The organism is Prosthecobacter sp. SYSU 5D2 (genome assembly GCF_039655865.1).
Lineage (GTDB): Bacteria > Verrucomicrobiota > Verrucomicrobiia > Verrucomicrobiales > Verrucomicrobiaceae > Prosthecobacter.
This window is the reverse complement of record NZ_JBBYXL010000005.1, coordinates 300,506-322,986: the sequence shown is the minus strand read 5'-3', so window position 1 is coordinate 322,986 and position 22,481 is coordinate 300,506. Positions and strand designations below refer to the sequence as shown.

The window sequence follows — 22,481 nt, the reverse complement described above, 5'->3', positions numbered from 1 at the left end:
CGGATCACGAAAGGAAGGCTTGGTGAATACTGTTGGTAGATGGATGAAACAATGGATCCATGATGCCGGACTGAGCTTGATGACAATGATGATGCTCCTGACTGGCCAGGCGATGGCGCTGACCGTGGAGGCTGATTTTGAAGGCGGCTCGGTGAGGCAGGTGCAAACCGATGCCGCGAGCCAGACGGTGCGCTTCATGCCGGGTGGCGATCCGGCTCGCGGCTGGCCTTGCTGGTGGCAGTTTCGTGTCAGCGGGTTGCAGGCGGGTAAGGAGCTGACCTTGGAACTTCAGGCTTCTGACCTGCCCATGCCTCAGTCCAATGGGCAGCCTTCCGGAAAGCCCCTGTCCGGCAGCTGGGCCATGCCGGAACGGGCCGCCTACTCGGTGGATGATGGTCGGACTTGGCTGCAAACCGCCCCGGGTCGCAAGCAGGAAGACAGGATCGTTTACATCCTGAAGACGGATGCGACGTCGCTTCTCGTGGCCTGGGGTCCGCCTTATACGCCGAAACAGGCCGCGTCCATGGTCACCCGGCTGGGCCAGGCCCATGCGGCCGCTACCGACACCGAACTCTGCAAATCCCGTGAGGGCCGGAACGTGCCGATGCTGACGGTCATGGAAGGAGATCTGGCCAAAGGCAGCCGCTATGGTGTCTGGGTGCAGGCCCGGCAGCATGCGTGGGAATCCGGCGCAAGCTGGGTGTGTGAAGGATTCTCCGAATGGCTGCTGGGCACGAGCCCGGAGGCCGAGTGGGTCCGACAGCATGCTGAAATTTTCATCGTGCCCATCATGGATGTGGACAACACAGCCACCGGCAACGGTGGCAAGGAGGCGTTGCCGCAGGACCATAACCGTGACTGGACGGAGAAGCCGAACTGGAACGAAGTGGCGGCTGCCCAGAAGCACATCAAGAGCCTCGTCGCACAGGGGCGGATGGATGTTTTTATGGATCTCCACAATCCGGCACCTAGAGATTTGAAAGCCTTCTTTTATGCCGGACCTGATGACATGCTTGCGGAGCCGGCCAGGGAAAACTGGAGCCTCTTTTTGAAACTGGCCCAGGAGAGCATCTCCCCCGTCATGCCGATGCTGGATGCTCCCAAAATCACCGGCGCGAGTTATCATCCGCTGTGGCGGCAGATCAGCCGCAACTGGGTCCAGCTTCATGGCAATCCCCACACCGTCTCCGCCTGCCTGGAGACTCCCTGGAATACGGAACGCAGCCATGTGCAGGGGTACAAAGCGGTGGGTGCCGCTCTCGGAGCAACGCTTCACACCTATCTGCAGGCGCAGCCAAAACGGTCCTGATTCTCTCATGGCTTTGCCTTCTTGCCTGCAGGGGTGGCCAGGCGGGCGTTGCTTTCTTTGAGCAGGGAGGTGAGCTGGCCGCGCAACTGCGTGACGAGTTCCGGATGATCCGCTGCGAGGTTGCTGCTTTCACTGGGATCTGCGGACAGGTCGTAGAGCTCATCGCGACCGTCTTCATCAAAGCGAAGCAGCTTGTATCGGCCCAGCCGGATGGCTGAGTGCGGCCGCGTCTGGCTGGTGACGAAGTCGTCCGTGCCGATCTTGGCAGGGGCTTTTTGAAATCCCTTTTCCGGGTGATAATACGGGAAGTGCCAGAGCAGGGGTCGCGCATACACCTTCTTGTTAGGCTCTCGTAAAAGCGCGGTGATGTCCATGCCGTCCAGAGGAACGGATCCGTCCGTTGCCGCCCCGGCCAGGGCGGCAAAGGTGGGCAAGAGATCGCAGCCATGTACCGGCTGGTCACAAGTGCCGCCAGCGTTGATGTGACCTGGCCAGCGGGCGATCATGGGCACGCGGATGCCGCCTTCATAGAGGTTCCACTTGCTGCCACGCAGGGGGCCGTTGGCCGCGTAGTTGGGATGGCCGCCGTTGTCAGACATGAAGACGACCAGGGTATTTTCCGCCAGGCCCGTTTGTTTCAGGACCTCCAGCATGCGCCCCACCTGATGGTCCAGCGTCTCCACCATGGCGGCATACGCGGCCCGTTCATCGGGAATGTCCGCTGGCAGCGCGCGGCGGTATTTTTCAAAGAGCCAGCGGCTGCGGGTGTGCACGGGATCATGAACAAAGTATTGCGACCAGTAGAGCAGGAAGGGCTGCTCATGCTTGCGCTGAAGAAAGCCGGTGACCTTGTTCGTCAACGTATCCTGCGGATACTCGCCTTCCGGCAGGTCCAGGAAGTCGCGGCCCTCCTGCTTGAGATAAGCATAGGGATGGCTGCCGAAGTCGGAATCGCCTTCCGTGAAACCCTGCTGTAAAGGCCCATGCGATGGGGACCAGCCAAGATAACCACCGTGATGCTGGTTGAGGTGCCATTTGCCAAAAAAAGCCGTGTGATATCCGGCTGCGGAAAGCATCTCCGGCATCGTAATTTCCTCCAGCGGTAGATTAAGAGTAAAGGGTGGCGACTGCAAAGGCTGTCCCAGCTTTTGCCTGCCAGCCTCCTGCTTGGTGACAAACTCAAAATTCAACCGGGCCGGTGTGCGACCCGTGAGGATGGCCGCCCGTGAGGCCGAGCAAATGGGCGCGGGTGCATAGGCCTGGGTGAAACGAAGGCCTTCCTTGGCCAGGCGGTCCAGGTTCGGTGTCTGGTGATAACGATGTCCATAGCGGCCCAGGTCGCTCCAAGACAGATCATCGGCAAGAATGAATAGTATGTTAGGCCTGTCTGCTGCATGCACGGCGGTTGCGCCTGACATCAGGCAGCAGGCCAGGAGAGAGATGAAACGGCTGGGTAAACAAATCACGGGTTCATGCCACTATGCATTCGATGCCAAGTCAATGCCGGGCGGCTGCCGATTATGGACCTGGTATGCGCATTCTTGACCGGGGTAGGATTGACAGACAGGTCACGGGACTGTGCGCTGGCGGTGCTTTTCCACTTCCTGACACCAGGCTTCCAGCGCTGATTTCATCTGCTCAAAGCGTGCCGGGTGCTGCTGTGAAAGATCTTGGGTTTCTTGGGGATCGGAGTCCATGTGGTAAAGGACAGGAGCGGCAGGAGTTTCGCCTTTTTTGATCAGGTTTTTCGTCACATAAGGGCGGACCAGTTTCCAGGGGCCATCGCGCAGGGCGGCATTGTGGCCGTATTTCGGCTGCGCCCGGTTCCACTGCCAAAAGCGGGCAGGTGCGGCGAACTGGCCCTTGCCTGTGAGGAGTGGGACAAGGCTGACGCCATCAAGCTTGTTCTTTGGCTCATGCTTCAGGCCGCAGAGTTCAATGAGGGTGGGAAAGAGATCAGTAAAATGGACGGTTTCATCACGCACACCGGCTTTCCAAAGACCAGGGCAGGACATGACCAGGGGCACATGGATGCCGCCTTCATAAGTCTGGTATTTGCCACCGCGCAGGCGCACATTAAAACGCTCCGGCACGACCGTATCAGGACCGTTGTCGCTGGCAAAGACGATGAGCGTGTTCTTGCGGATGCCCAGCTTTTCCAGCTCCGCGATGAGCTCCCCAATGCCCCGGTCCATGATCTCCACCATGGCATAGATGGTGGCCACTTCAGGGTTCAGGCCGGTTTTCAGATATGGCTGAATGGCTGCCTCCGGGGCTTCCAGCGGACGATGCGGTGCATAGTGGGCCAGATGCAGAAAAAAGGGATGGTCCGCATGTCGGCGCACAAAGCTGACGGCGCGTTTGGAAAGCTCGTCGGTCAAGTATTGATCCGTGGCCTCTTTCGGTTTGTCCGGGGAGTCCCCGGTCTGGATGACGTAGTTAAAATAGGCGGTTTTGTCGGAACCGTAAAAGCCTTCGAATTCTTGAAATCCCCGGCTCAAGGGGCCATAACCAGCGCCCATGCCTGTATGCCATTTGCCGACCAAGCCAGTGCGGTAGCCGTTCTCCGCAAAGACGTTGGCCAGGGTAGTTTCGTCTTTGTGCAGCCGGGTCAGCAGCGGCTCCTTGTTCATGTCCAAGGAAACCACGCCCGTGCGATGCGGATACCGTCCGGTCAGCAGCGCCGCCCTTGAAGGAGAGCAGACGGGCGAGCCTGAATAGGCGCGGCTGAACCAGAGGCCGTCGTCAATCAACCGGTCCAGATTGGGTGTGCGGGTCAGTCCCCCGTTGAAATAAGACAGGTCACCGATGGCCATGTCATCGGCCAGGATGATGATGACGTTCGGCGGTGTGGCAGCCAGCCCACAGAGGGGCAGCAGACAAAAAGAGAGCAAGACGGCCAGTCGCATCATAGATGTCAGGGAAACGCATGGGAGCTTCCGTGCTATCACTCCAAAAAGATGCGGGCGCTGCATGTTGAGGCGTAGATTTCTTGCAGAAACCCGGTGAAACGACGTACCCAAAGGATGCCTTCCCGCATTGTTCTGTTTTTGGCCGTTTTCTTCATCTCCTGCTTCCTCCCATTCACCGCCGCCCTGGCTGAAGTGCTGCGCATGGAAATCACTGAGCGCATTCCTTTTGCAGACGGATACTCCTTTGAAAACACGGGGCCTTACGAGCGCATCACCGGCCGCATGATGATGACGCTGGACCCGGAATCCCCGGCCAATGCACGGGTGCATGACCTGAAACTTGCCCCGCGCAATGAAAAGGGACTGGTGGAATACTGGACGGACTTTTGCCTGCTGAAACCGGTGAATCCCCAGCGGGGCAACGGGCGGCTGATTTATGATGTACACAACCGGGGCAACAAGCTGGCGGTCTGGACCTTCAACAGCGCCCAGGAAATCACCAACGATCCTCGGACGCTTGACCATGCGGGCAATGGATTTCTGATGAGACATGGCTACTCCGTCCTCTGGACGGGCTGGAATGCCGAAGTGCCAGAAGGCGCAGATCGCATGACCCTGGGCGCACCCGTCGCCACGGAAAAAGGCCAGCCCATCACTGGACGGCTGCATGTGGAAATCTGTGTGGCGGAGAAGACGCTGAGCCGCTCCTTCGCCTGGAGCCAGTGGGGCATCCCCAAGATCTTTCCTGCGGTGGGCGACCACACCCAGGCCACGCTGACCCGGCGCCCGCTGCGCAGCGAGCCTGCCGAGGAAGTACCCCATTCAGACTGGGCCTTTGGCCGCTGGGAAGATGGCAAGGTGGTGCCGGACAACACACAGGTTTATCTCAAAGACGGTTTCAAACCCGGCTGGCTTTATGACCTGGTTTATACCGCGCAGTCCCCGCGTGTGGCGGGTGTCGGCCTCACCGGCATCCGGGATGTGGTTTCCTTCCTGCGTCATGCTGAAAGGGACCGCGAAGGCCGCGCCAACCCTCTCGCTGGCAGCCTGGAGAAAGCGTATATCTTTGGCATCTCGCAGTCCGGCAGGCTTTGCGTGGCTTTTATTCACGAAGGATTCAATGCGGACTTGAAGGGCCGTCCGGTCTTTGATGCGGCGTTGATCCATGTGGCCGGGGCGGGCAAAGGCCACTTCACCACGCGCTTTCGCAATGCCACGGATGCAGGTAACCACCACGAAGCCAACTGGTGCGGATCGGAGTACTTCCCGTTTTCTCCGGCGCCGCTGACCGACCCGGTGACCGGCCAGAAAGGCAGCGTTCTGGACCGTGCGCAGGCAGCGGGCACCGTTCCGAAGATGATCTATGTGCAAAGCTCCACGGAGTATTGGGCACGGGCGGCTTCACTGGTGCATACGGATGTAGAAGGCCAAACCGATGTCGAGCTGCCGGACAATGTGCGTGCTTATCTGACTGCCGGGTCGCAGCATCTGGGCAAAGGCGAATGGACTCCTGGCGAAGGCCAGCAGAACCGGAATACCTTGGACGACCGGGGCCCTGTCCTGCGGGCCATGCTGACGGCGCTGGACCGCTGGAGCAGCACAGATACGGCCCCGCCGCCGAGCCGTTATCCACGGATCAGTGACAGCACGCTGGTGGATGCGGCCACCTTCGCCAAACAGTTTCCCAAGCTGCCCGGTGTGAATCTTCCGGAGAGTTATTATGAGCCGGTGAGGCTCGACTTCGGCCCACGGCTGGAAAGCGAAGGCATCGCCGACACGATCCCTCCCAAGATCGGCCAGACCTGGCGGACGCTGGTACCGGCGGTGAATGCGGATGGCAATGAAACCAGCGGCATCATCTTACCCGAAGTGGCCGCTCCTCTGGGCACACACACGGGCTGGAACCTGCGTTCGGCTCAGTTCGGCCCGGAGAAAATGCTGACACGTTTTGACGGCATGTTCCTGCCCTTTGCCAAAACGAAATCGGAGCGTGATAAGACTGGCGATCCCCGCCCGTCTGTGGAAGAGCGTTACCCGACCCGCGCCGATTATCTGAGCCGCATCACCGATGCCGCCTTGAAACTGCGTGACGAAGGTTATCTGCTGGATGAAGACCTCGCTGACATTTTGGACCGTGCGGCCCGCCAGGAACTTTGGAAAAACTGACACCCTTTTCGCCTAACTATCTTTTATGCAAAACACCGATCCGACAACAAAAAGCCGTCGCCAGTTCCTGAAAACCGCCGCCGCCACGGTGGCCACGTTTAACATTGTTCCCCGCCACGTGCTGGGCGGTCCCGGTTTCGTCGCTCCCAGTGAAAAGGTGAACGTCGCTCTTATCGGCGGCGGCGGCCAGGGCCATTCCAATTTGAAGAACCTCTTCCAGCTTGAGGATGTACAGGTCATCGCCGTGGCCGATCCTGCGGAGGCTTATGATCACTCACAGTCGTATGCCTACTACAAGACAATGGGCGGCCGCATGCCGACGAAGGCCATGATCGAAACGAACTATGCGGAAAAGACACCCAACTTCCGCTGTACTCCCTATGAAGACTTCCGCGTGATGCTGGAAAAGGAAAAGAGCATTGATGCCGTGCTCTGCGCCACACCGGACCACACGCACGCCTACATCTCCGTGCACTCCATGCGTGCAGGCAAACATGTGTATTGCGAGAAGCCGCTCACGCATAACATTTGGGAGGCCAGGCAGGTGGCCAAAGTAGCCAAGGAAACCGGTGTGGCCACACAGATGGGCAGTCAGGGGCACTCCTCCGTAGGCACCCGTGAAAACATCGAATACATCCAGGGCGGAGCCATTGGCGCAGTCCAGGAAGTGCACGTCTGGGTGCCTGCCACCCGCTATAATTTCGACCTCAAAGGTTATCCCGCCGACAAGCCGGCGGCACCTGCCGGGCTGAACTGGGATCTGTGGCTGGGGCCACGTGACAAGCATTCCTATCACCCCGCCTACCATCCTTTTTCCTGGCGTGATTTCTGGGCTTTTGGCAACTCGGCTTTGGGGGACTTCGGCACGCATGACATGAACAGCGCGGTGCGTGCGCTGGAGCTCTGGTCACCCACGCTGGTGGAGGGTTACGGCATCGGTTTTTCCAATGAGGAGATCGCGCCCTATGGGTCCATGGTGCATTTCCACTTCCCGGCGAATGACAAGCGCGGCCCTGTCAAACTGCACTGGTACAGCGGCGGCGCCAAGCCTGCGCAGCATGAAGCCCTTGGTGCCTTCACCCTGCCACGGCGCGGTGCTCTTTACATTGGGGACAAAGGCGTCATCCAGCATGACGGAAGCGGCGGCCCGCCACGCCTTTTCCCGGATACACGCCGCGTGGCATTCGCCAAACCTGAGCCACGGCTCCCCCGCTCCAACGGCCATCACCGTGACTGGATTGATGCCTGCAAAGGCGGCAAACCCGCCTCTTGCCCATTTGATTACGGCGCTCAACTGACGGAAACCGTGCTGCTGGGCGTGCTCTCTCAGCGCCTGGGCAAGGCCATCAAATGGGATGCCGAAAACATGAAGGCCACCGGCCTGCCTGAGGCGGACGCCATCATCCGTGAAGCCAGCCGCCCCGGCTGGGAGATCGCCTGATTTTATCCCAACAATTTGTTATGTCCTCCGCTGTAACCCTCACCACTCTGCTGCCTTCCGATGCGGAAGCCGCCGCCCGTTTGATCCACCGCTCGCTGGTGGACTGGTATCAAAGCCGTCTGGGCCAGGGCGCCCGCTTTGGCGACAGCCACGAGCCCTTTCTCCAGTTCCCCCAGGTCTATGAAGCCCTGGATCCTGGTGAGGGGCTGGCGGTGCGGGATGAACAAACAAATAGTTTGTTAGGCGTCTGCTTCACTCACGAGCGGGAAACCCATGTGGCCATCGGCATTGTGGCCACCTCGCCTGAGGCCGCAGGCCGTGGCGTCGCCCGCAAGATGATGGAAGCGGTATTGGGAAAAGCGCGGCAGCTAGGCAAACCGGCGCGGCTGGTCTCCAGTCTTCTGAACCTGGATTCATTCTCCCTCTATACCCGCCTGGGTTTTGTGCCGGGAACAATTTTCCAGGACATGCTGGTCAAGGTGCCTGAATCCGGCATGGCGGCCCCTCCACCCGTTGGCGCTGAGCGTGTGCGGGAAGCCCGCCCGGATGAAGCGTCGCGGCTGGCGGATTTTGAACTCCGCCTGCAAGGCGTCCGACGCGAGAAGGACTATGCCTTTTTCCTGCGCAATGAGACAGGCTCCTGGAAAGTACTGGTGCTGGAAGATGAAGTGGGCGGTCTGAAGGGCTTCATTACCCTCGGACTTTCGTTCGGCATGATGGGCCCAGGCGTTGCGGCGGATGATGCCAGCGCAGCGGCCCTTCTTTGGAAAGGCCTGGATGCCATGCGCGGCAGCAGCCCGGTGTTCCTGGTGCCCTGCGCGGCTTCCAGACTGGTCACGACCCTGTATGGCTGGGGCGCACGCAATGTGGAGCTTCATGTGGCCCAAAGCACCGCGCCCGGCCCGACAGCCCAGGGAATCAGCTTCCCGACCTTTCTGCCGGAGTCGGCGTGAATCTGCTTCCAGAATTAACGGGAAAGAGCGGCCGGTGCCGCCGATTGTTTCTCATCACGCCTGTTGATAATCTCAACAGAGATGTTGAGGTCTGCATCCCCCGGCTTCAGCGGCAGGGTGAATTCAAAAGGGAAGCTGTCATCGCTGAGCACTTCACTCCGGCCAGAGACATTTACTTTCAGTTTGGCGGACTTCACCTGCTGGTCATCGGCGGAGAGGTAAACGTAAAGCCAGGTCAGCTCCGGGCCGAAGGAGAGAATCATGGCCTGAGCGTCACCGGTAGGTGTCTTGAAACGACGATGCGTGACGGCTTCCGCGCGTGCTTGAGCAGGCGTGAATTTCTCCTGAAACGACACAAGAGGTTCCAGGCCTTCCACCACCAGACTGGTGATGCCTTTGGGCGAGAGGGAGACTTTGGCCTGGCCATTTTTGAAAGTGATCTGACCATCTACGGGTTTGTTATCACGCCACACGCGGGCTTTGAAATCATCATTGAAGCCGCCTTTAAAGTGAGCCGGATCTAGCTGCAAGGTGACGTCTTTCAGCTCCCGGTCACACTCGTTCATGAGGGCGATGCACAGGGTATTGTCACCCCGGCCGGTGACGTAATTGACCTGCACGTTATCCGTTTTGACCAGGCCCTTGGGCATCCAGGGGTGCACGTTGTTTTGATCGTAAAAGGCACCCGGTTCGCCATAAATCTGGCTTTGCAGGAAGGCGTAGCACTCTGCGTATTCCGAGGGGAAATCAATGGCCCCCTGGGAGCGGTCGTAGGCCTCGGCCATGAGGTAATCAAGCACCAGGTTGGCCATCGGCAGGACATGATTGTAGTGGAATGAGGTGGTGGGCTTCAGCTCTTCATGCGGATGCAAAGGGAAGTCCGGCTTCTCATGCACGGTGGAGTACATCGTATTAAAATGATACCCTGGGAAATTGGCAAAACGTCCGATCATGGCCGAACGTGCAATGTCCCGCAGAAAGCCGTCGCCTGTCTCCTGGGCGATGCGGTGGAAAAACGGCGCATGGGTGGCGAAGTAGAGTGCGATGCGCTGGACGGTGCCGTTGCCTTCACAAAGCAGGCCGTGCTCAGACACCTGCCAGGCGGGCACCGTTTCCTTGGCGATGGGGAGGCGCCCCGGCTGGGTGAGGGAGCCGCGTTTCGGTGCCAGGCCGGTTTCGTTCACGGTGATGGTTTCTTCGGGAACCGAAGGGTAAAACCAGATGAGCTGGGCAAACTGTCGTGCCCCGCGATGCGCTGCGGCGAGGTGCTTCGGATCGCGCGTGTCCTTGTAGAGCTCATAGAGGTCTTTCCAGGCGGGCAGCATGTATTCAAAGAAGGTGCCGGTGGATGCCTCGCTGAAGTCCGTGGGTTCTTTGAGAATACGTCCGGTGATGTAAGTGTCAGCCTTCTGCCGGGCGGTCTCCAGCCAGCGCTTCTCGCCGGTGGAACGGTAGCGCCAGAGGTCATTCTGCCAGGAGTTGCCGGGGGTGACCCAATCAATGTTCAGGATGCGGTCCACGCCATGGAGCTGTTCGACTTGGTCGCCAAAAAAAGGCGTGGCACCCTGGCTCATGCGATGAAGAGCCGCCAGCTCCGACAGCGGAACGGCGGGGCCGGCCATCTTGCGGGAGGGGATCTGCCCGCTTTTCATGCCGTCTTCATTAAGGGCAAAAAGGAACTTCTCCCGTGACATCAAGAACTCCAGCAGTGGCACGCCCTGCTCGCGAAAAAGGCGCTCATTGTCGGTGACCCGGGCGAGGCCCAAGGGATGCAAAGCACTGACGTTCTTCACCGAGCCGGGGGAATCTGGATAATAAAACGCGCGGTTGGCCGCATCAAAGTTTCCCCAAGGACCGAGGACATAATCCAGCATGTTGTCCAAGGCGGTGTTCAAGGAGGCGAGGGTGTTTTCGCGTCGGTCCTTAAAGCCGCAGACTTTCCGTGCCACGTATTCAAAAGTATCGCTAAGTTTGTTAGGCCGGGTCACAAGCTCCAGCTCAAAAGCAAACTTCGTGTCAACTTTGAAATGGGATTCCTTCGTTCCGGGAAAGGGGGCGAAGACGAGCGGCTGAGCCTGACCAGCAGCGTTCCGCAGTGTCACCCCAAAACGCCGGGTCAGTGAGGTGGGCATGGCAAAGGGAAACTGGCCTGGCGAGGCGAGCACACCCACGGTGCCTGCCTTCGTCTCCACCAGACAGCCGGGGATGGAACAGATGTCATCGGGAATAAGAAAACTTTCTTCGGGCAGGCGGCGGCCGTTCCAGACCAGAGGCTGGAAGAGTTCGATCACGTCTTCCATGGCCGCCGCTGGTGCGCCGCTGAAGGCCACGGTCCATGTGCCAGGTTTTTTGGGTGTGAAGGTGTAGCTTAGCTTGCCTTGGGACAGCTCGGCTTCCACTTCGATGGCTTCGTGAATGAATTTCCAGCGAGTGCTTTCACCCGTCTTTTCAATGGCGGGCTCAGTGAGTGAAATGACCTCGCCGATTTTGAAGACATCGCGTTCCAGCCGTTCATCCTGGAGCTTAAAGGCAGGGAGGTTGTAGATGGGGCTGCTGGCTTTGAGATTTTTGAAACTCAGTGTCACCGGCGAATGAATGGCAATGAACTCGGGGCGGAATTCCGGCTGGGCCTGAAGGCAGGTCAGCAGCGCAAGTGAAAGCAGTGAAACAAGGGCAGCGATTTTCATGAGGGCAGTCAGCCGGGCTTCAGGCGAAGAGTTCAGAGATGGCCTGGCCCTTGTCCGCAACGGTGAAGGGGCGGCCGGATGGGGAGTGCTCGATGTGCTTCAGATCCATGCCTAACGCGTGGGCAACGGTGGCGTTGAAGTCCTGCATGGTGACGGGTCTCTCGGCCACGCGCTCGCCAGCCTCATCGGACTTGCCATAAACATACCCGCCTTTCACACCGCCGCCTGCCAGCCACCAGGTGAAGACGCCCGGATGATGACCACGCCCGGCGGTGACTTCGTTGATCTGCGGAGAGCGGCCGAATTCTGTGGCCATGACGACGAGGGTGGAATCAAGAAGCCCGCGCTGATGCAGGTCCTCCAGCAGGGCAGCCATGCTTTGATCGGCACTGGGCGTCATGTTGCGCATGGAGGCCACCTGGTCATTGTGGGTGTCCCAGTTCTGATCATCCTCCACCTCGACAAAACGGACGCCGCTTTCCACCAGGCGTCGGGCCAGCAGGCAGCCTTTACCAAAAGTGTGCTCGCCATAAGCCGCGCGCGTTTGGGCAGATTCACGGGAAATGTCGAAGACCTTCAAGTCTTCACTCTTCATCAGGGCGATGGCTTCTTGTTGCACTTTCAGGTAGGCCGCTGCATCCCGATGCGGGGCGTGCTCGACAAAACGTTTGCCAACGGCCTGTGCCATGGCGCTGCGGCGGGTGAAGTCCCGCTCGGTCACCTTAGGAGGGAGGGCGGCGTTTTGCAGCCCGGCACCGGGATCCACGATCGGCAGTGGGGCCAGGTCCGCCGCCATGTAGCCGCTGCCGGGATGCCCGGAGCTGCCATTGATGAGGATGTTGCCCGGCAGCAGCGGGTTGGCGGAGCCGAGCAGCTTCGCCGCCCAGGAGCCGAGACAGGGATGGGTGATCGTCGGCGTGGAAAAGTAGCTGGTGTGTGCGAGGTAGTTGCCGTTTTCATGCACGCCCTGGGTGGAGGTCATGGAGCGTACCAGCGCCACATGCTGCATCTGCCGGGCCATCTTGGGGAACCACTCGGAGACAAGCACGCCATCGGCTTGGGTTTTGATAGTGCCCACACCGGCCATCTCGGGCCTGCCGGGTTTCGGATCAAAGGTGTCCACATGGGAGAGACCCCCGCGCAGGTAGAGGTAGATGACGCTTTTGACCCGGCCCTGAGCAGGCGCGGCGTGCAGCATCCTCACGCCCATGCAGGACGCGGCAAAGGCCTCGATGAAGCGGCGGCGGTTGAAGTCTTTCATGGTCGGCAAGGAGGCGAGGTTATTGGATGAAAAGAAACTCGGGGGAGTTTAGCAGCGTCCAGATGAGATCCTCATCCGGGGTGGGGCTGTCTTGGGAGAAGGTGGCCAGCTCATGCAGCTCGTCTTCACCGGGACGGCGCACCAGTACGGCCTGGTAAATCATCCGCGTGCGTTCAGCGGTGTCTTTGACCGGGTGTAATTGCGTGCGCAGAAGGGAGGATCGTTCCAGCACCTTGGACGTGAGTTCTCCATTCATGAGAGCCAGGGAATGAGTCGTATTGGGATCTGTTTGGAAGGCATCAATCTCCCGCCGGTCGGACTGGCCGAACTGGCGCAGGAAATGGCCCATGGGCAGCGGCAGCGGGGTTTCTGAGGCGCGCACCAGGTCCTGCGGCAGCCGGGTCCAGCGAGGGTCGGTCTCCTTGGCATAATAAAAGCCGTTCATCTGGACGGCATCCGCCACCTCCTCAAAGCGGGCGTTCTCCGCGCGGTGCTCAGCCTGGAGTTTCCGCTCCAGGGTCACATCACCTTTGGCGCGGGCCGCCTGGCGTTGCTTATTTTGCTCCACCAGCCTTTGCTGATAGGCGCGGTGGTTGATGCGATGATCCATCTCCACCCGGGCACGCTCCAGCACTTGTTCAGCGGTCATGTCCGTCAGTTTGAGCAGCTTGTCTTTGTCCAGCTCGGAGTGATCATAACGCCGCAGGCCTTTCCGCTCATCAATGTCTTCGGCCAGGAGCGTCAGATAGGAATCCCACACCTGCTCGGCGGAGAGGCGCCGTAAGAATGGGCCGCGCAGCGCAAAGGGGGCCCCCGTCTCCGGCGTGGCACGGTCTGCTTCACTTTGGTACAACTGGGTGTTCAGAAGCACCGCCAGAAAAGCCCGTTCATCAAATTTCAGCCTAACCATGGTTTCCGTCAAAAAAGTGAGCAGCCCTCCGTGCTCCGAGCGCGTCATGGCGGACAGGCTGTCCACAGGCTCCACCAGGCCTGCGCCCATGACCCGTTTCCAGAGCAGGTTGGCGATGTTGGTGGCAAAGCGGGGGTTGCGTGGAGAGGTGAGCCACTCGGCAAAGACCTGACGCCGGTTCTCCAGAGAAGCTGGGGCTTCATCACCAAACAAAGTACGGGGCTCCACTATTTTCCCGCGCGCCTCTATGTCATAAATATAGTCTTTGGGAAAGGTGAGCTGTTTTGATGAATCTGCGGTTAGGCGCTTCAGATAGGAGATGGTCCGGCTCACACCCTGGCTCAACGCTTCATCCGGGCCTGCTTTCTTCATGAGCGCCTGGATCTCCGGCCACTGGCGGACGTTGGCATTGGAATAACCTGAGGGGTTTCCCAGATTGGTGACGCCGAAGGTGTAGGCGGCCATCTGGTAAAAGTCCTTCTGGGTGACCGGTTCCAGAGGATGGTCATGGCATTGGGCGCACTCGATCCGCGTGCCGAGAAAGATGCGCGTCAGGTTGGACATGTGATCCAGCGGCATGCCCAGGTCGCGCAGATAAAAACCCACCGCTCCCGTCTGCCAGAGATAGCCGGTGGCGGTGATGAGTTGACGGACAAATTCATCATAGGGCATGCCGGAGCGGATGGACTCCTTGACCCAGTCATCATAAAGCCACTTCGGCTGGCCGCTGAGCGCCTGGGGGGCGATGCGCAGCTTGTCCGCTTTCCAGTTAAAGGTGTGGCTGACGTAACCTTCACCGGCCAGAAGCTCCTGGATCAATGCGGCCCTTTTTTGCGGGTCTGAACTTTCCAGGAACCGGGTGCTTTCCTCCAGGCTGGGGATGCGGCCTGCGACATCCAGATAGACACGGCGGACAAAGGTTTCATCACTGGCCGGCGGGTTCGTGCGGCTGCCTTTGGACTGATGATGTTTCTGCACCAGGGCATCCACCTGAGCTGCCAGTTGTTGCGTTTCATCCTTCTTCAAAGGACCGCCTGCGATTTCCAAAGCAGGACTGCGATGCTCAAATTTCACCCATCCGCCAAAGTCCGCACCATCTGCGATCCACTGCTTTAATACGGCACGCTCTTCTGCACTCAAAGGCTGCGCGCCGCCTTCCAGCGGAGGCATCACATCTTCATCCGTATGCGGCAAAGAGACCCGTGCCAGCAGGTCGCTCTCCTCAGGTTTCCCCGGCACGAGCGAGCCGCTTTCGATGATGGCCGCTGCGGAGTCGAGCTTCAAACCGCCTTTCGGTTTCACCTGTTTTTCACTGTGGCAGCTAAAACAGTGATGATACAAAACCGGCAGCACCTGGTCTTCAAAGACGGGAGACTTGGCCGTTGCAGCAGGAACTGCCACTGTCATCAGGCAGCCCAAAACAGCAGTCAGCAGTCTGCGTGGTATAACAATGAGTGAAGACATGATGCAAAGGTAGTCATGGCAGGGGCACTTCAGGTAACCTTGCTAGGGTCACGCGCACCTGGTCGGCATAATGATGGGCAAAGGAATCCAGTCGTTGGCCGGGCTCGGTGCTGTCTTTGTTCACTCCGATTTGAATCATCAGATAATCCGTCTCCGGCGGCAGGCGGAGTTCATTGCTGGCCGCCTGCCAGGAGGTGGCATCAGCATCCAGTTTCACGCGGGTGGTTTGGGAGAAGGCGAGCATGTGTTGGCGGAGATTCGGCATCGGTGTGCCGGGCTTGCGTCCCTCCACCAGCTTTGCATCCAGCGCATAAAGCATCAGCGTGCAACTGATGGGATCCATCACCCCCTCGGCGGAAGCATTGAACAAAGCCGAAAGCCGCACCACACCGCCGCCATCGGCCAGGTCCTGCTTGTAATGCCGGACATCGAGCAGCCGGAAGAGGTCGCTGCTGCGGCTGCCCGGCAGATGTTCCAGGGCATCATCGCCCCGGAGAAAACGCAGCATCTTGTTTCCCTCTGCGGGCTGCACGCTGCCTTGGGAACCGACGACTTCCGTGTAATCCCCGCTCCACTCATCAGGAGAAACGGGTTTGCCTTTCGCTGCCGGATTTGTTCCGGCTTCAAAGCTGTCATGAAACAGTGCCGTTGTCTGCACCCGGACGGTAAGTCCAAATCCAAACACCATGGAGGCACTGAAGAGGCCGACGACCAGTCCCGCTGCAGCTGCGAGCAGCGGGCGCAGACCGGCCTTTCGCGTTCTGGCTTCCGCTTTGGACAAAGGTGAAGCTGGACGGCTCTGCACAAGGTCATGCAGACCATCCTCCAGATCCACATGGGCGAACCACAGCCGGCGTGCGTCAGGATCCTGGCGGAGACAGTACTGCAATTCAGTCTTTTCTTCCGGGGTTAGCCGGTCATCCGTGCAAGCACAAAAAAGCTGGTGCAGCCGTTTGGGATCAGAGTTCATGCGGGTTCCTCCTGAAGCTGGCGCTGCACGCACTCGGCGAGCGCACGGCGGAGATGGTTAAGTTTGTTATACAGTGTCTGCGGTGCGCGGTTCATGCCTGCGGCCAGGGCGGCGATGCCTTGCTTCGTGCCGTCCAGATAAGCCGCCCGCACCAGCCGCTGCTCGTCCTGGCCCAGCTTTTCAAAGCAGGTTTCCAGCGCACGGATGCGCAGCTCACGGGCAGGCAGGTCCTCCAGCCTCTCACTGCCCAGGGTGGCCAGAAGATCATCATCAAAATAAAGCGGTGAACGGGAGGCGAGACGGATGAAATTCTTGGCCTCGTAAAAGCAAATGGTGCAGGCCCAGGCCATAAAATCAGTGCCTGCCTCAAAGTCGGCGAACTTCTGCCACATCAGCACGCTGGCACGCTGCAGCACATCCTCCGCATCCTGCCGCCTGCCAAGAAGAGCCATCAAATACCCCATCAGTTTTCCATGCGAGGCCGTGAGAACAACCACAAATTCCGCATGGCGCTCATGCGGGGAATCAGAAGGGCAGTCAGGTGGCATTCACCATTGTATGTCCATCGCCGGCCGGGTTTACCGGAAAAAGTTTGTCATTTTGGCCGATGGACTGGTTGAAACGCCGGAATGGCCTGCTCCCACGTCTCCAGTTCCCCTCGAAGCCTGGCCACCTGCTCAGGGTGTGTCAGGGCGAGGTTTTCGCTTTCACCCAGGTCCTTTTCCAGATGGTAGAGCTCCGCCGGTTTTTTTCCGGCAGGCAGCACCAGCTTCCAGGGGCCGCGCCGCACGGCCCGGTATCTTTTTAAACCATTGCGCCAGAAAAGGCTGCGCTCAGGCAGTGATTCGTCTTTGAAAAGCAGCGGCAGGAGGCTTGTGCCGTCCAGGGCGTTTGGACCCTTCGCCTCTGGCTTGGGAATGTCGGCCAGCTCAAGAAAGGTGGGCATCAAATCCATGCTCATGGCCGTGGCGGAGGTCACGCGCTTTCCGGTGATCCGGCCCGGCCAGCGGGCGATGGCGGCGACACGGTGACCACCTTCGTAAACGTCCCCCTTCTGGCCGCGCAGGGCACCATTGCTGGAGATCCCCTTCGTATAAGCCTGGCCATAGTTCAGATAGCCACCGTTGTCGGAGGTGAAGAAGACGAGTGTCTTCTCATCCAGTCCCTGCTCTTTCAAAGTGGACATCACCCGGCCGACACTTGTGTCCAGTTCCTCGATCATCCGGATGACCACGTTGGGCACTTCCTCCGGAGAATGCGGCCCAAGCTTGCTCTGCTGCCCAGGACGGCTGTCTGTAAACGCGCCCCCCTTTTGACGCACATCTCTGTCTGCATCCTCCGGCCCCTGCCAGGGAAAATGAATGGCCAGATGCGGCAGGTACAGAAAGAACGGCTGCTCACGATGGCGGGTGATGAACTGCGTGGCATGATCCGTGAGCACCGTGGTCACATAACCTTCTTCTTCGATGCGCTGGTCATTGTGCCACCAGTCCTCAATGCCTGTCCGGTCCAGTTTGGAAAAGTAGTCGCCACAGCCGCAGGTGAGACCGCGAAATTCGTCAAAGCCATGGCGCGTGGGATTGCTGTCCGCGTGTTTGCCCAGGTGCCATTTGCCAAAGATGCCGGTGGCATAGCCCGCCTGGCGCAGGCGGCTGGCCAGGGTGATTTCCTGGCTGTTGCGCGGATGCCCGATGCCATTGTCCTCCCAGTCCGTGGGCAGCGCATCTTCAATGCCCAGACGGTGCGGATAACGCCCGGTCATCAGCGAGGCACGCGTGGGCGAACAGACGGAGCCATTGCTATGGAAGTCGGTGAAGCGGATTCCCTCTGCCGCCAGGCGGTCCAGGTGCGGCGTGCGGGCCTGGCCGCCATAACAGCCCAGGTCGCCGTAGCCCAGATCATCTGCGACAATGAGGACAATGTTAGGCCGGTCTGTCGCCAGGGCAGGGGACAGAAGCAGGGTAAGAAGGAGAAGCAGACGTGACATGATTGATCCGTATAAAAGCGATGCCGCCAGGTTAGGGCGCTTTCTTTTTGGCCGGGGCTTTCGGCGGGGCGATGGGGTAGTCGGGATGCGGGGTGGAGGCGCTGTCCATCAGGGCTGTGAGACGTGCCACCACCTCCGGATGAGCGGCCGCCACATCCTGGGTCTCCTGCCGGTCATAGGCCACCTCATACAGCTCCACCGGCTGGTCTGTGCCGTTGCGCACTGCCTTCCAGTTCCCCTGCCTGACCGCTTGTTTAAACAGGCCGCGTGTGTGACCGTAGTCCCAGTAGAGATATTCATGCTGCGGGGCCTGGTCGCCTTTCAGGGCGGGGAGAATGGAGTGCCCGTCTATGCGGTGGGTGACCTTCGCTCCCGCCACTTCGGCCAGGGTGGGCAGCAGGTCCCACTGCGTCCAGATTTCATCGCTGACCTTCCCGGCAGGCACCTGTCCAGGCCAGCTCACAATCATCGGCACGCGGATGCCGCCTTCATAGAGGTCGCGTTTCGTGCCGCGGAACTCAGCGGCACTGTTAAAAAAGGCGGGCTTGTGTTTGGCTTCTGCGGAAGGTCCGTTGTCGCTGGTAAAGAAGATCAGCGTGTCCTTTGTGAGGCCTTTTTCCTCCAGAGCGTCCATGAGCCGCCCCACATCCCGGTCCAGCATGGAAACCATGGCCGCATAGTTTTTCTCCACCTGCGGCCAGTCGCGGCCGGTGTAAGGCGCATCACTCGGGACGATCTGCGATTCGTCGGATTTCAAAGGATAGTCGGACCAGTGCGGCAGTGTGTACGCCAGATAAAGAAAGAAGGGCCGGTCAGAAGGCTCGCTGATAAAATGGAGGGCGCGTTCTGTGAACAGGTCCTGTGTGTACTGCTGTTTGCGCTCGCCACGATTCCCCGGCAGCAGCACCACCCGGTTGTTTTCCCAAAGGTGGTCCGGATAATAAAAATGCGCCTGGTCCTGGTCCTGATGACCGTAGAAAAAATCGAAACCCTGATTGTCAGGCTGGCCGGGAGACGGATGCACGCCCAGGCTCCATTTGCCAATGGCTCCGGTGCGATAGTCTGCCGTTTTGAGCACTTTGCCGATCGTCACATCTTCATCCTGCAGGGTGACTCCGTGCGGGATGTTGTCGCGGATCCGGGCATTGCCATTGTGCATTCCGGTCATCAGGCAGCAGCGCGATGGAGCACAGACGGAGGAGCCCGCATAGACTTGAGTAAAGCGTGTGCCCTGGGCTGCCAGGCGGTCCAGGTGCGGGGTAAGAATCTGCTTTTGGCCATAGCTGCCCAGGTCTCCATAACCCAGATCATCGGCCAGGATGAACAGGATGTTAGGCGCGGCGACAAGAGGACTTGTGAGGGCCAGAGCGAGGCCCAGCAGGAACAGACGGTGCATGATCACTTAACAAGAGGCTGTCATTTGACGGAGTCCGGCCACTGGCCATCCACCATGGGCTGCGTCTCCAGCTTGGCGGGATCCACCACCACGTGTTTGATGAATTCCCTTTTCCACGTGTAGGTGATGTGGACCAGGCCATCACCGGTCTGAATGATGGCCGGGTAGCTGAACTCCTTTTTGGGCTCCGTCTCCAGCACAAGCGCGGCTTCCCATTTTTTGCCATCTTTGGAAACGGCCAGGTTCAAGGGTGAACGGAAGCCGCTGGGGCGGTCAATGTCGGTGCGGTTGCCGGTGTGATTGTAGATCAGCAGATGGCGTCCATCCTTCAGCGTCACGGCATCCGTGCCACTGTTATTGTTAGGCAGGTCCATGAGCGACATCTTCCCCCAGCTCATGCCGCCGTCTTCAGACCAGATTTCAAAAAGCTTTCCCTGCTGCGTGCGCCCCAGGGCCTGCAGGCGGTTGCCGGGGTGGAACAGGATGCTCGGCTGGATGGCCTGGATCTCGTGCCCGTCATTGACCGGGCCGATGTATTCCCAGGACTTGCCGCCATTGGTGCTACGCTCAAAATGCACCCGCCAGCTGCGCCCTTGGGGGGAGGGGATTTCCACGCTGGTGGGGCTGAGGATGGAACCGTCCGCCAGCAGCACGGGTTTGTTTTTCACGGGACCAAAGAGGCCGTTGTAAAGCCGTTCCGGTTTGGACCAGGTGGCCCCGTTGTCCTTGGATTCTTTTTTATACGCCCACCACTTGCCCGTTTTATAAAACAGCAGCAGCGGCCCCTTCGGCACCTGGAACAGGACGGGGTTCAGGCAGTTCACGCGCGGGTCTTCGGTCTCCGCCCCGTTGGCCACTTCCACCGGCGGTGTCCATACGCCATCCTGATGACGCGACAGCCAGATGCCGACATCCGGATTGCCCTCGCGGGTGCCGCCGAACCACGCTGCCACCAGCCCCGCAGGCGTTTCCACAAGGGTGGACGAGTGGCACTGGGGATGGGGTGCGGGATCAAAGATGAACTCGCTTTTGATGACGCCGGGTTGCTCAGCAAAGGAGATGGCCGTGAGGGATGTCAGCAGGATGGTTAAAAGATTCTTCATGGGGGGTAACAGGAGGCTGAATCAGCCGGGAATTGGGGTTCTGTAACGGCGGAACATCCAGGACATCACCCCCAAAATCAAAAACAGCATCCGTGAAGGTTCCGGCACTGCGGACACGGAGCCGCTTAAGGCGAGGTCATTGCCTGGCAGGCGGCCAAAGACAAACTGTCCGCCTGAGTTCCAGGCATACATCCTGAATTCCACTTCTTCGGTGACGTTTTGCAAAGCCGCAATGCCACTGAGATTCAACGTTGGCTGGGCGACTCCGTTGGTGTTGTATTCACCCACAAGAGCCAGCGGCTCGCCAATGTCCACAAAGCTACCGTCTCCCACTTTGTACTGCCAGAGATACCGGGTATCCCCGCTGTTCCATGGGGTTGACACCAGTCGGACATTGTAGTCCAGAGCGCTCAGGGACATCAGATTTCCCTCCTGCGGGGCCAGCGAGAAAAAGAGGTAGTCGTTATCGGAGATCGCCGCGGCTTGAGTGGTCTGGTTAATTCCTGTCGCCCCCCATCCATTGTTGAGGGTGCCAGCGGTGGTGCCGGCCCCGCGGTTCAGCCCCTCGACAATCTGGATGCCGCTGTCCACGGTCACGGTGCCCCCTTGGCTGGAGCTGGACCAGCCGTCCGGCCAGCCGCCATTGGCTGCGGACATCCCCTGGGGATCCCAGCCGATGAGCACCACAGCGTGGGCATGAGGAAGAGTGACCATCCCGAGAATGGCCGCAACAAGGGCGGTGAATTTCATGGCGTGTTCTGGTTGGTGGTTCGCAGAGCGCCTGACAAATGATGATGCGCTTTGCTTTATTCAGGCCACTGGCCGTCCACGAAATCGCGGAGGGTCAGCTTGGAAGGGTCAATGACCGCGTGTTTCACCTTCTGACGTTTCCAGGTATAGGTGACGTGCACAAGGCCGTCGCTGGTCTGAATGATGGAGGGGTAGCTGTATTCGCCAGGGTCGGTTTCCAGTACAAGGGCGGCCTGCCAGGTGCGGCCGTCTTTGGAGGCGGCAATGTTCAGCGGGGTGCGCTTGCCACCCCACTTGCCGGGGGTGCCGCCGATGTGGTTGTAAATGATGAGGTGTGTGCCGTCCTTCAGCGTCACCGCATCCGTGCCAGAGTTGTTGTTAGGCAGGGTACCCAGCTTCATCTCGCCCCAAGTCTTGCCGCCGTCCTCACTGCGGATTTCGAAGACCTTGTCCTGACGTGACCGGCCCAGGGCCAGCAGCTTGTCGCCGCCCAGGAAGAGGATGCTCGGCTGGATGGCCTGGATCTGGATGCCGTCATGCAATGGCTTGGTCCGCTCCCAGGTCTTGCCAAGGTCGCGGGTAAGCTCGAAGTGGGCGGTCCAGACATCCTGCTTCGCCACCGGATCTTTTTCGGGAGACTCCTCGCTGGTGGGGCACAGGATGCTGCCATCTGGAAGTTGAACGGGTTTGTTTTTGACCGGACCGAGGATGCCCTCCGGCAGGCGGCGGGGCTGCTCCCAGGTCTGGCCGCCATCGGTGGAGGTGGTCAGCATCCCCCACCAGGTTTGAGGCGTCGGGCCTGCTTTGTAAAAGAGCATCAACGGACCGTCCTTCGGCTGAAACAGCACCGGGTTCCACGTGGGGTGGCGGACCACCGTGCCGTCCGTGAGCATGTGCTGTACACCGTTGGCCACTTCCACGCTTGTCGTCCACTTGCCATCCACCTGGCGGGACACCCAAATGCCTACATCCGGGTCCTTTTCACGGGTGCCACCGAACCAGGCTGAAACGAGGCCGGTGGGAGTTTCCACAATCGTTGTCGCATGGATCTGCGGATAAGGCCCGGTGTCATAGATGAACTCGGACTTTAAAAGTGCAGGATCCGCCGCAGAGGACAACCACGGAAAACACAGAACACACGGAAGATAGAGGAGGGATTTGAGAGTCATGGT

Annotated in this window: 16 protein-coding genes; 4 read left to right on the top strand and 12 right to left on the bottom strand. The window is 59.5% G+C overall.

The features are described 5' to 3' along the window. The first annotated feature begins 43 nt into the window (after positions 1-43). Positions 44-1,309 carry a M14 family zinc carboxypeptidase gene (locus tag WJU23_RS10540; RefSeq protein ID WP_346332522.1) on the top strand — a complete coding sequence of 422 codons (1,266 nt, stop codon included), beginning with the start codon at positions 44-46 and terminating at the stop codon, positions 1,307-1,309. 5 nt (positions 1,310-1,314) lie between these two features. Here the strand turns inward: WJU23_RS10540 and WJU23_RS10535 are convergent, their stop codons facing one another. Both WJU23_RS10535 and WJU23_RS10530 read right to left on the bottom strand, forming a co-directional pair. Continuing rightward, the gene (locus WJU23_RS10535) at positions 1,315-2,775 is read right to left on the bottom strand and encodes a sulfatase (protein ID WP_346332521.1); all 1,461 of its coding nucleotides are present in this window, start codon (positions 2,773-2,775) and stop codon (positions 1,315-1,317) included. 102 nt (positions 2,776-2,877) lie between these two features. Beyond that, a complete protein-coding gene (locus WJU23_RS10530) occupies positions 2,878-4,221 on the bottom strand; it encodes a sulfatase-like hydrolase/transferase (RefSeq protein ID WP_346332520.1) in 1,344 nt (447 codons plus the stop codon). Between the two features lie 114 nt (positions 4,222-4,335). Between WJU23_RS10530 and WJU23_RS10525 the strand changes: the two genes are divergently transcribed. From WJU23_RS10525 to WJU23_RS10515, 3 genes are read left to right on the top strand one after another with little or no spacing between them, the layout of a single operon-like run. After that, a complete protein-coding gene (locus WJU23_RS10525; protein WP_346332519.1) occupies positions 4,336-6,387 on the top strand; it encodes an alpha/beta hydrolase domain-containing protein in 2,052 nt (683 codons plus the stop codon). 25 nt (positions 6,388-6,412) lie between these two features. Further along, a complete protein-coding gene (locus WJU23_RS10520; protein WP_346332518.1) occupies positions 6,413-7,828 on the top strand; it encodes a Gfo/Idh/MocA family oxidoreductase in 1,416 nt (471 codons plus the stop codon). 20 nt (positions 7,829-7,848) lie between these two features. Further along, positions 7,849-8,781 carry a GNAT family N-acetyltransferase gene (locus WJU23_RS10515; protein ID WP_346332517.1) on the top strand — a complete coding sequence of 311 codons (933 nt, stop codon included), beginning with the start codon at positions 7,849-7,851 and terminating at the stop codon, positions 8,779-8,781. Positions 8,782-8,795: 14 nt separating this feature from the next. Here WJU23_RS10515 and WJU23_RS10510 read toward each other — a convergent pair whose 3' ends face one another. From WJU23_RS10510 to WJU23_RS10465, 10 genes are read right to left on the bottom strand one after another with little or no spacing between them, the layout of a single operon-like run. Continuing rightward, positions 8,796-11,468: a hypothetical protein gene (locus WJU23_RS10510; RefSeq protein ID WP_346332516.1), complete on the bottom strand. Its 2,673-nt coding sequence runs from the start codon at positions 11,466-11,468 to the stop codon at positions 8,796-8,798. A 19-nt stretch (positions 11,469-11,487) separates the two neighbouring features. Beyond that, positions 11,488-12,729 (bottom strand): DUF1501 domain-containing protein, encoded by a 1,242-nt coding sequence (locus WJU23_RS10505; protein WP_346332515.1) that lies wholly within the window; start codon positions 12,727-12,729, stop codon positions 11,488-11,490. Between the two features lie 19 nt (positions 12,730-12,748). Next, positions 12,749-15,103, bottom strand: a complete 2,355-nt coding sequence (locus WJU23_RS10500; RefSeq protein ID WP_346332514.1) for a DUF1549 domain-containing protein — start codon at positions 15,101-15,103, stop codon at positions 12,749-12,751. 13 nt (positions 15,104-15,116) lie between these two features. Further along, on the bottom strand, positions 15,117-16,073 hold the full coding sequence (locus WJU23_RS10495; RefSeq protein ID WP_346332513.1) for a hypothetical protein: 957 nt from the start codon (positions 16,071-16,073) through the stop codon (positions 15,117-15,119). Further along, entirely contained in the window at positions 16,070-16,621 is a 552-nt protein-coding gene (locus WJU23_RS10490) for a sigma factor (RefSeq protein ID WP_346332512.1), read from the bottom strand. The genes WJU23_RS10495 and WJU23_RS10490 overlap by 4 nt, the downstream gene beginning before the upstream one ends. A gap of 47 nt (positions 16,622-16,668) precedes the next feature. Beyond that, positions 16,669-18,060, bottom strand: coding sequence for a sulfatase (locus tag WJU23_RS10485; protein ID WP_346332511.1), 1,392 nt, complete (start codon positions 18,058-18,060; stop codon positions 16,669-16,671). Positions 18,061-18,091: 31 nt separating this feature from the next. Further along, positions 18,092-19,456 carry an arylsulfatase gene (locus WJU23_RS10480; RefSeq protein WP_346332510.1) on the bottom strand — a complete coding sequence of 455 codons (1,365 nt, stop codon included), beginning with the start codon at positions 19,454-19,456 and terminating at the stop codon, positions 18,092-18,094. A gap of 20 nt (positions 19,457-19,476) precedes the next feature. Further along, positions 19,477-20,559, bottom strand: coding sequence for a sialidase family protein (locus tag WJU23_RS10475; protein WP_346332509.1), 1,083 nt, complete (start codon positions 20,557-20,559; stop codon positions 19,477-19,479). 21 nt (positions 20,560-20,580) lie between these two features. Continuing rightward, positions 20,581-21,309: a hypothetical protein gene (locus tag WJU23_RS10470; RefSeq protein ID WP_346332508.1), complete on the bottom strand. Its 729-nt coding sequence runs from the start codon at positions 21,307-21,309 to the stop codon at positions 20,581-20,583. 56 nt (positions 21,310-21,365) lie between these two features. Next, a complete protein-coding gene (locus WJU23_RS10465; RefSeq protein WP_346332507.1) occupies positions 21,366-22,478 on the bottom strand; it encodes a sialidase family protein in 1,113 nt (370 codons plus the stop codon). Positions 22,479-22,481: the final 3 nt, after the last annotated feature.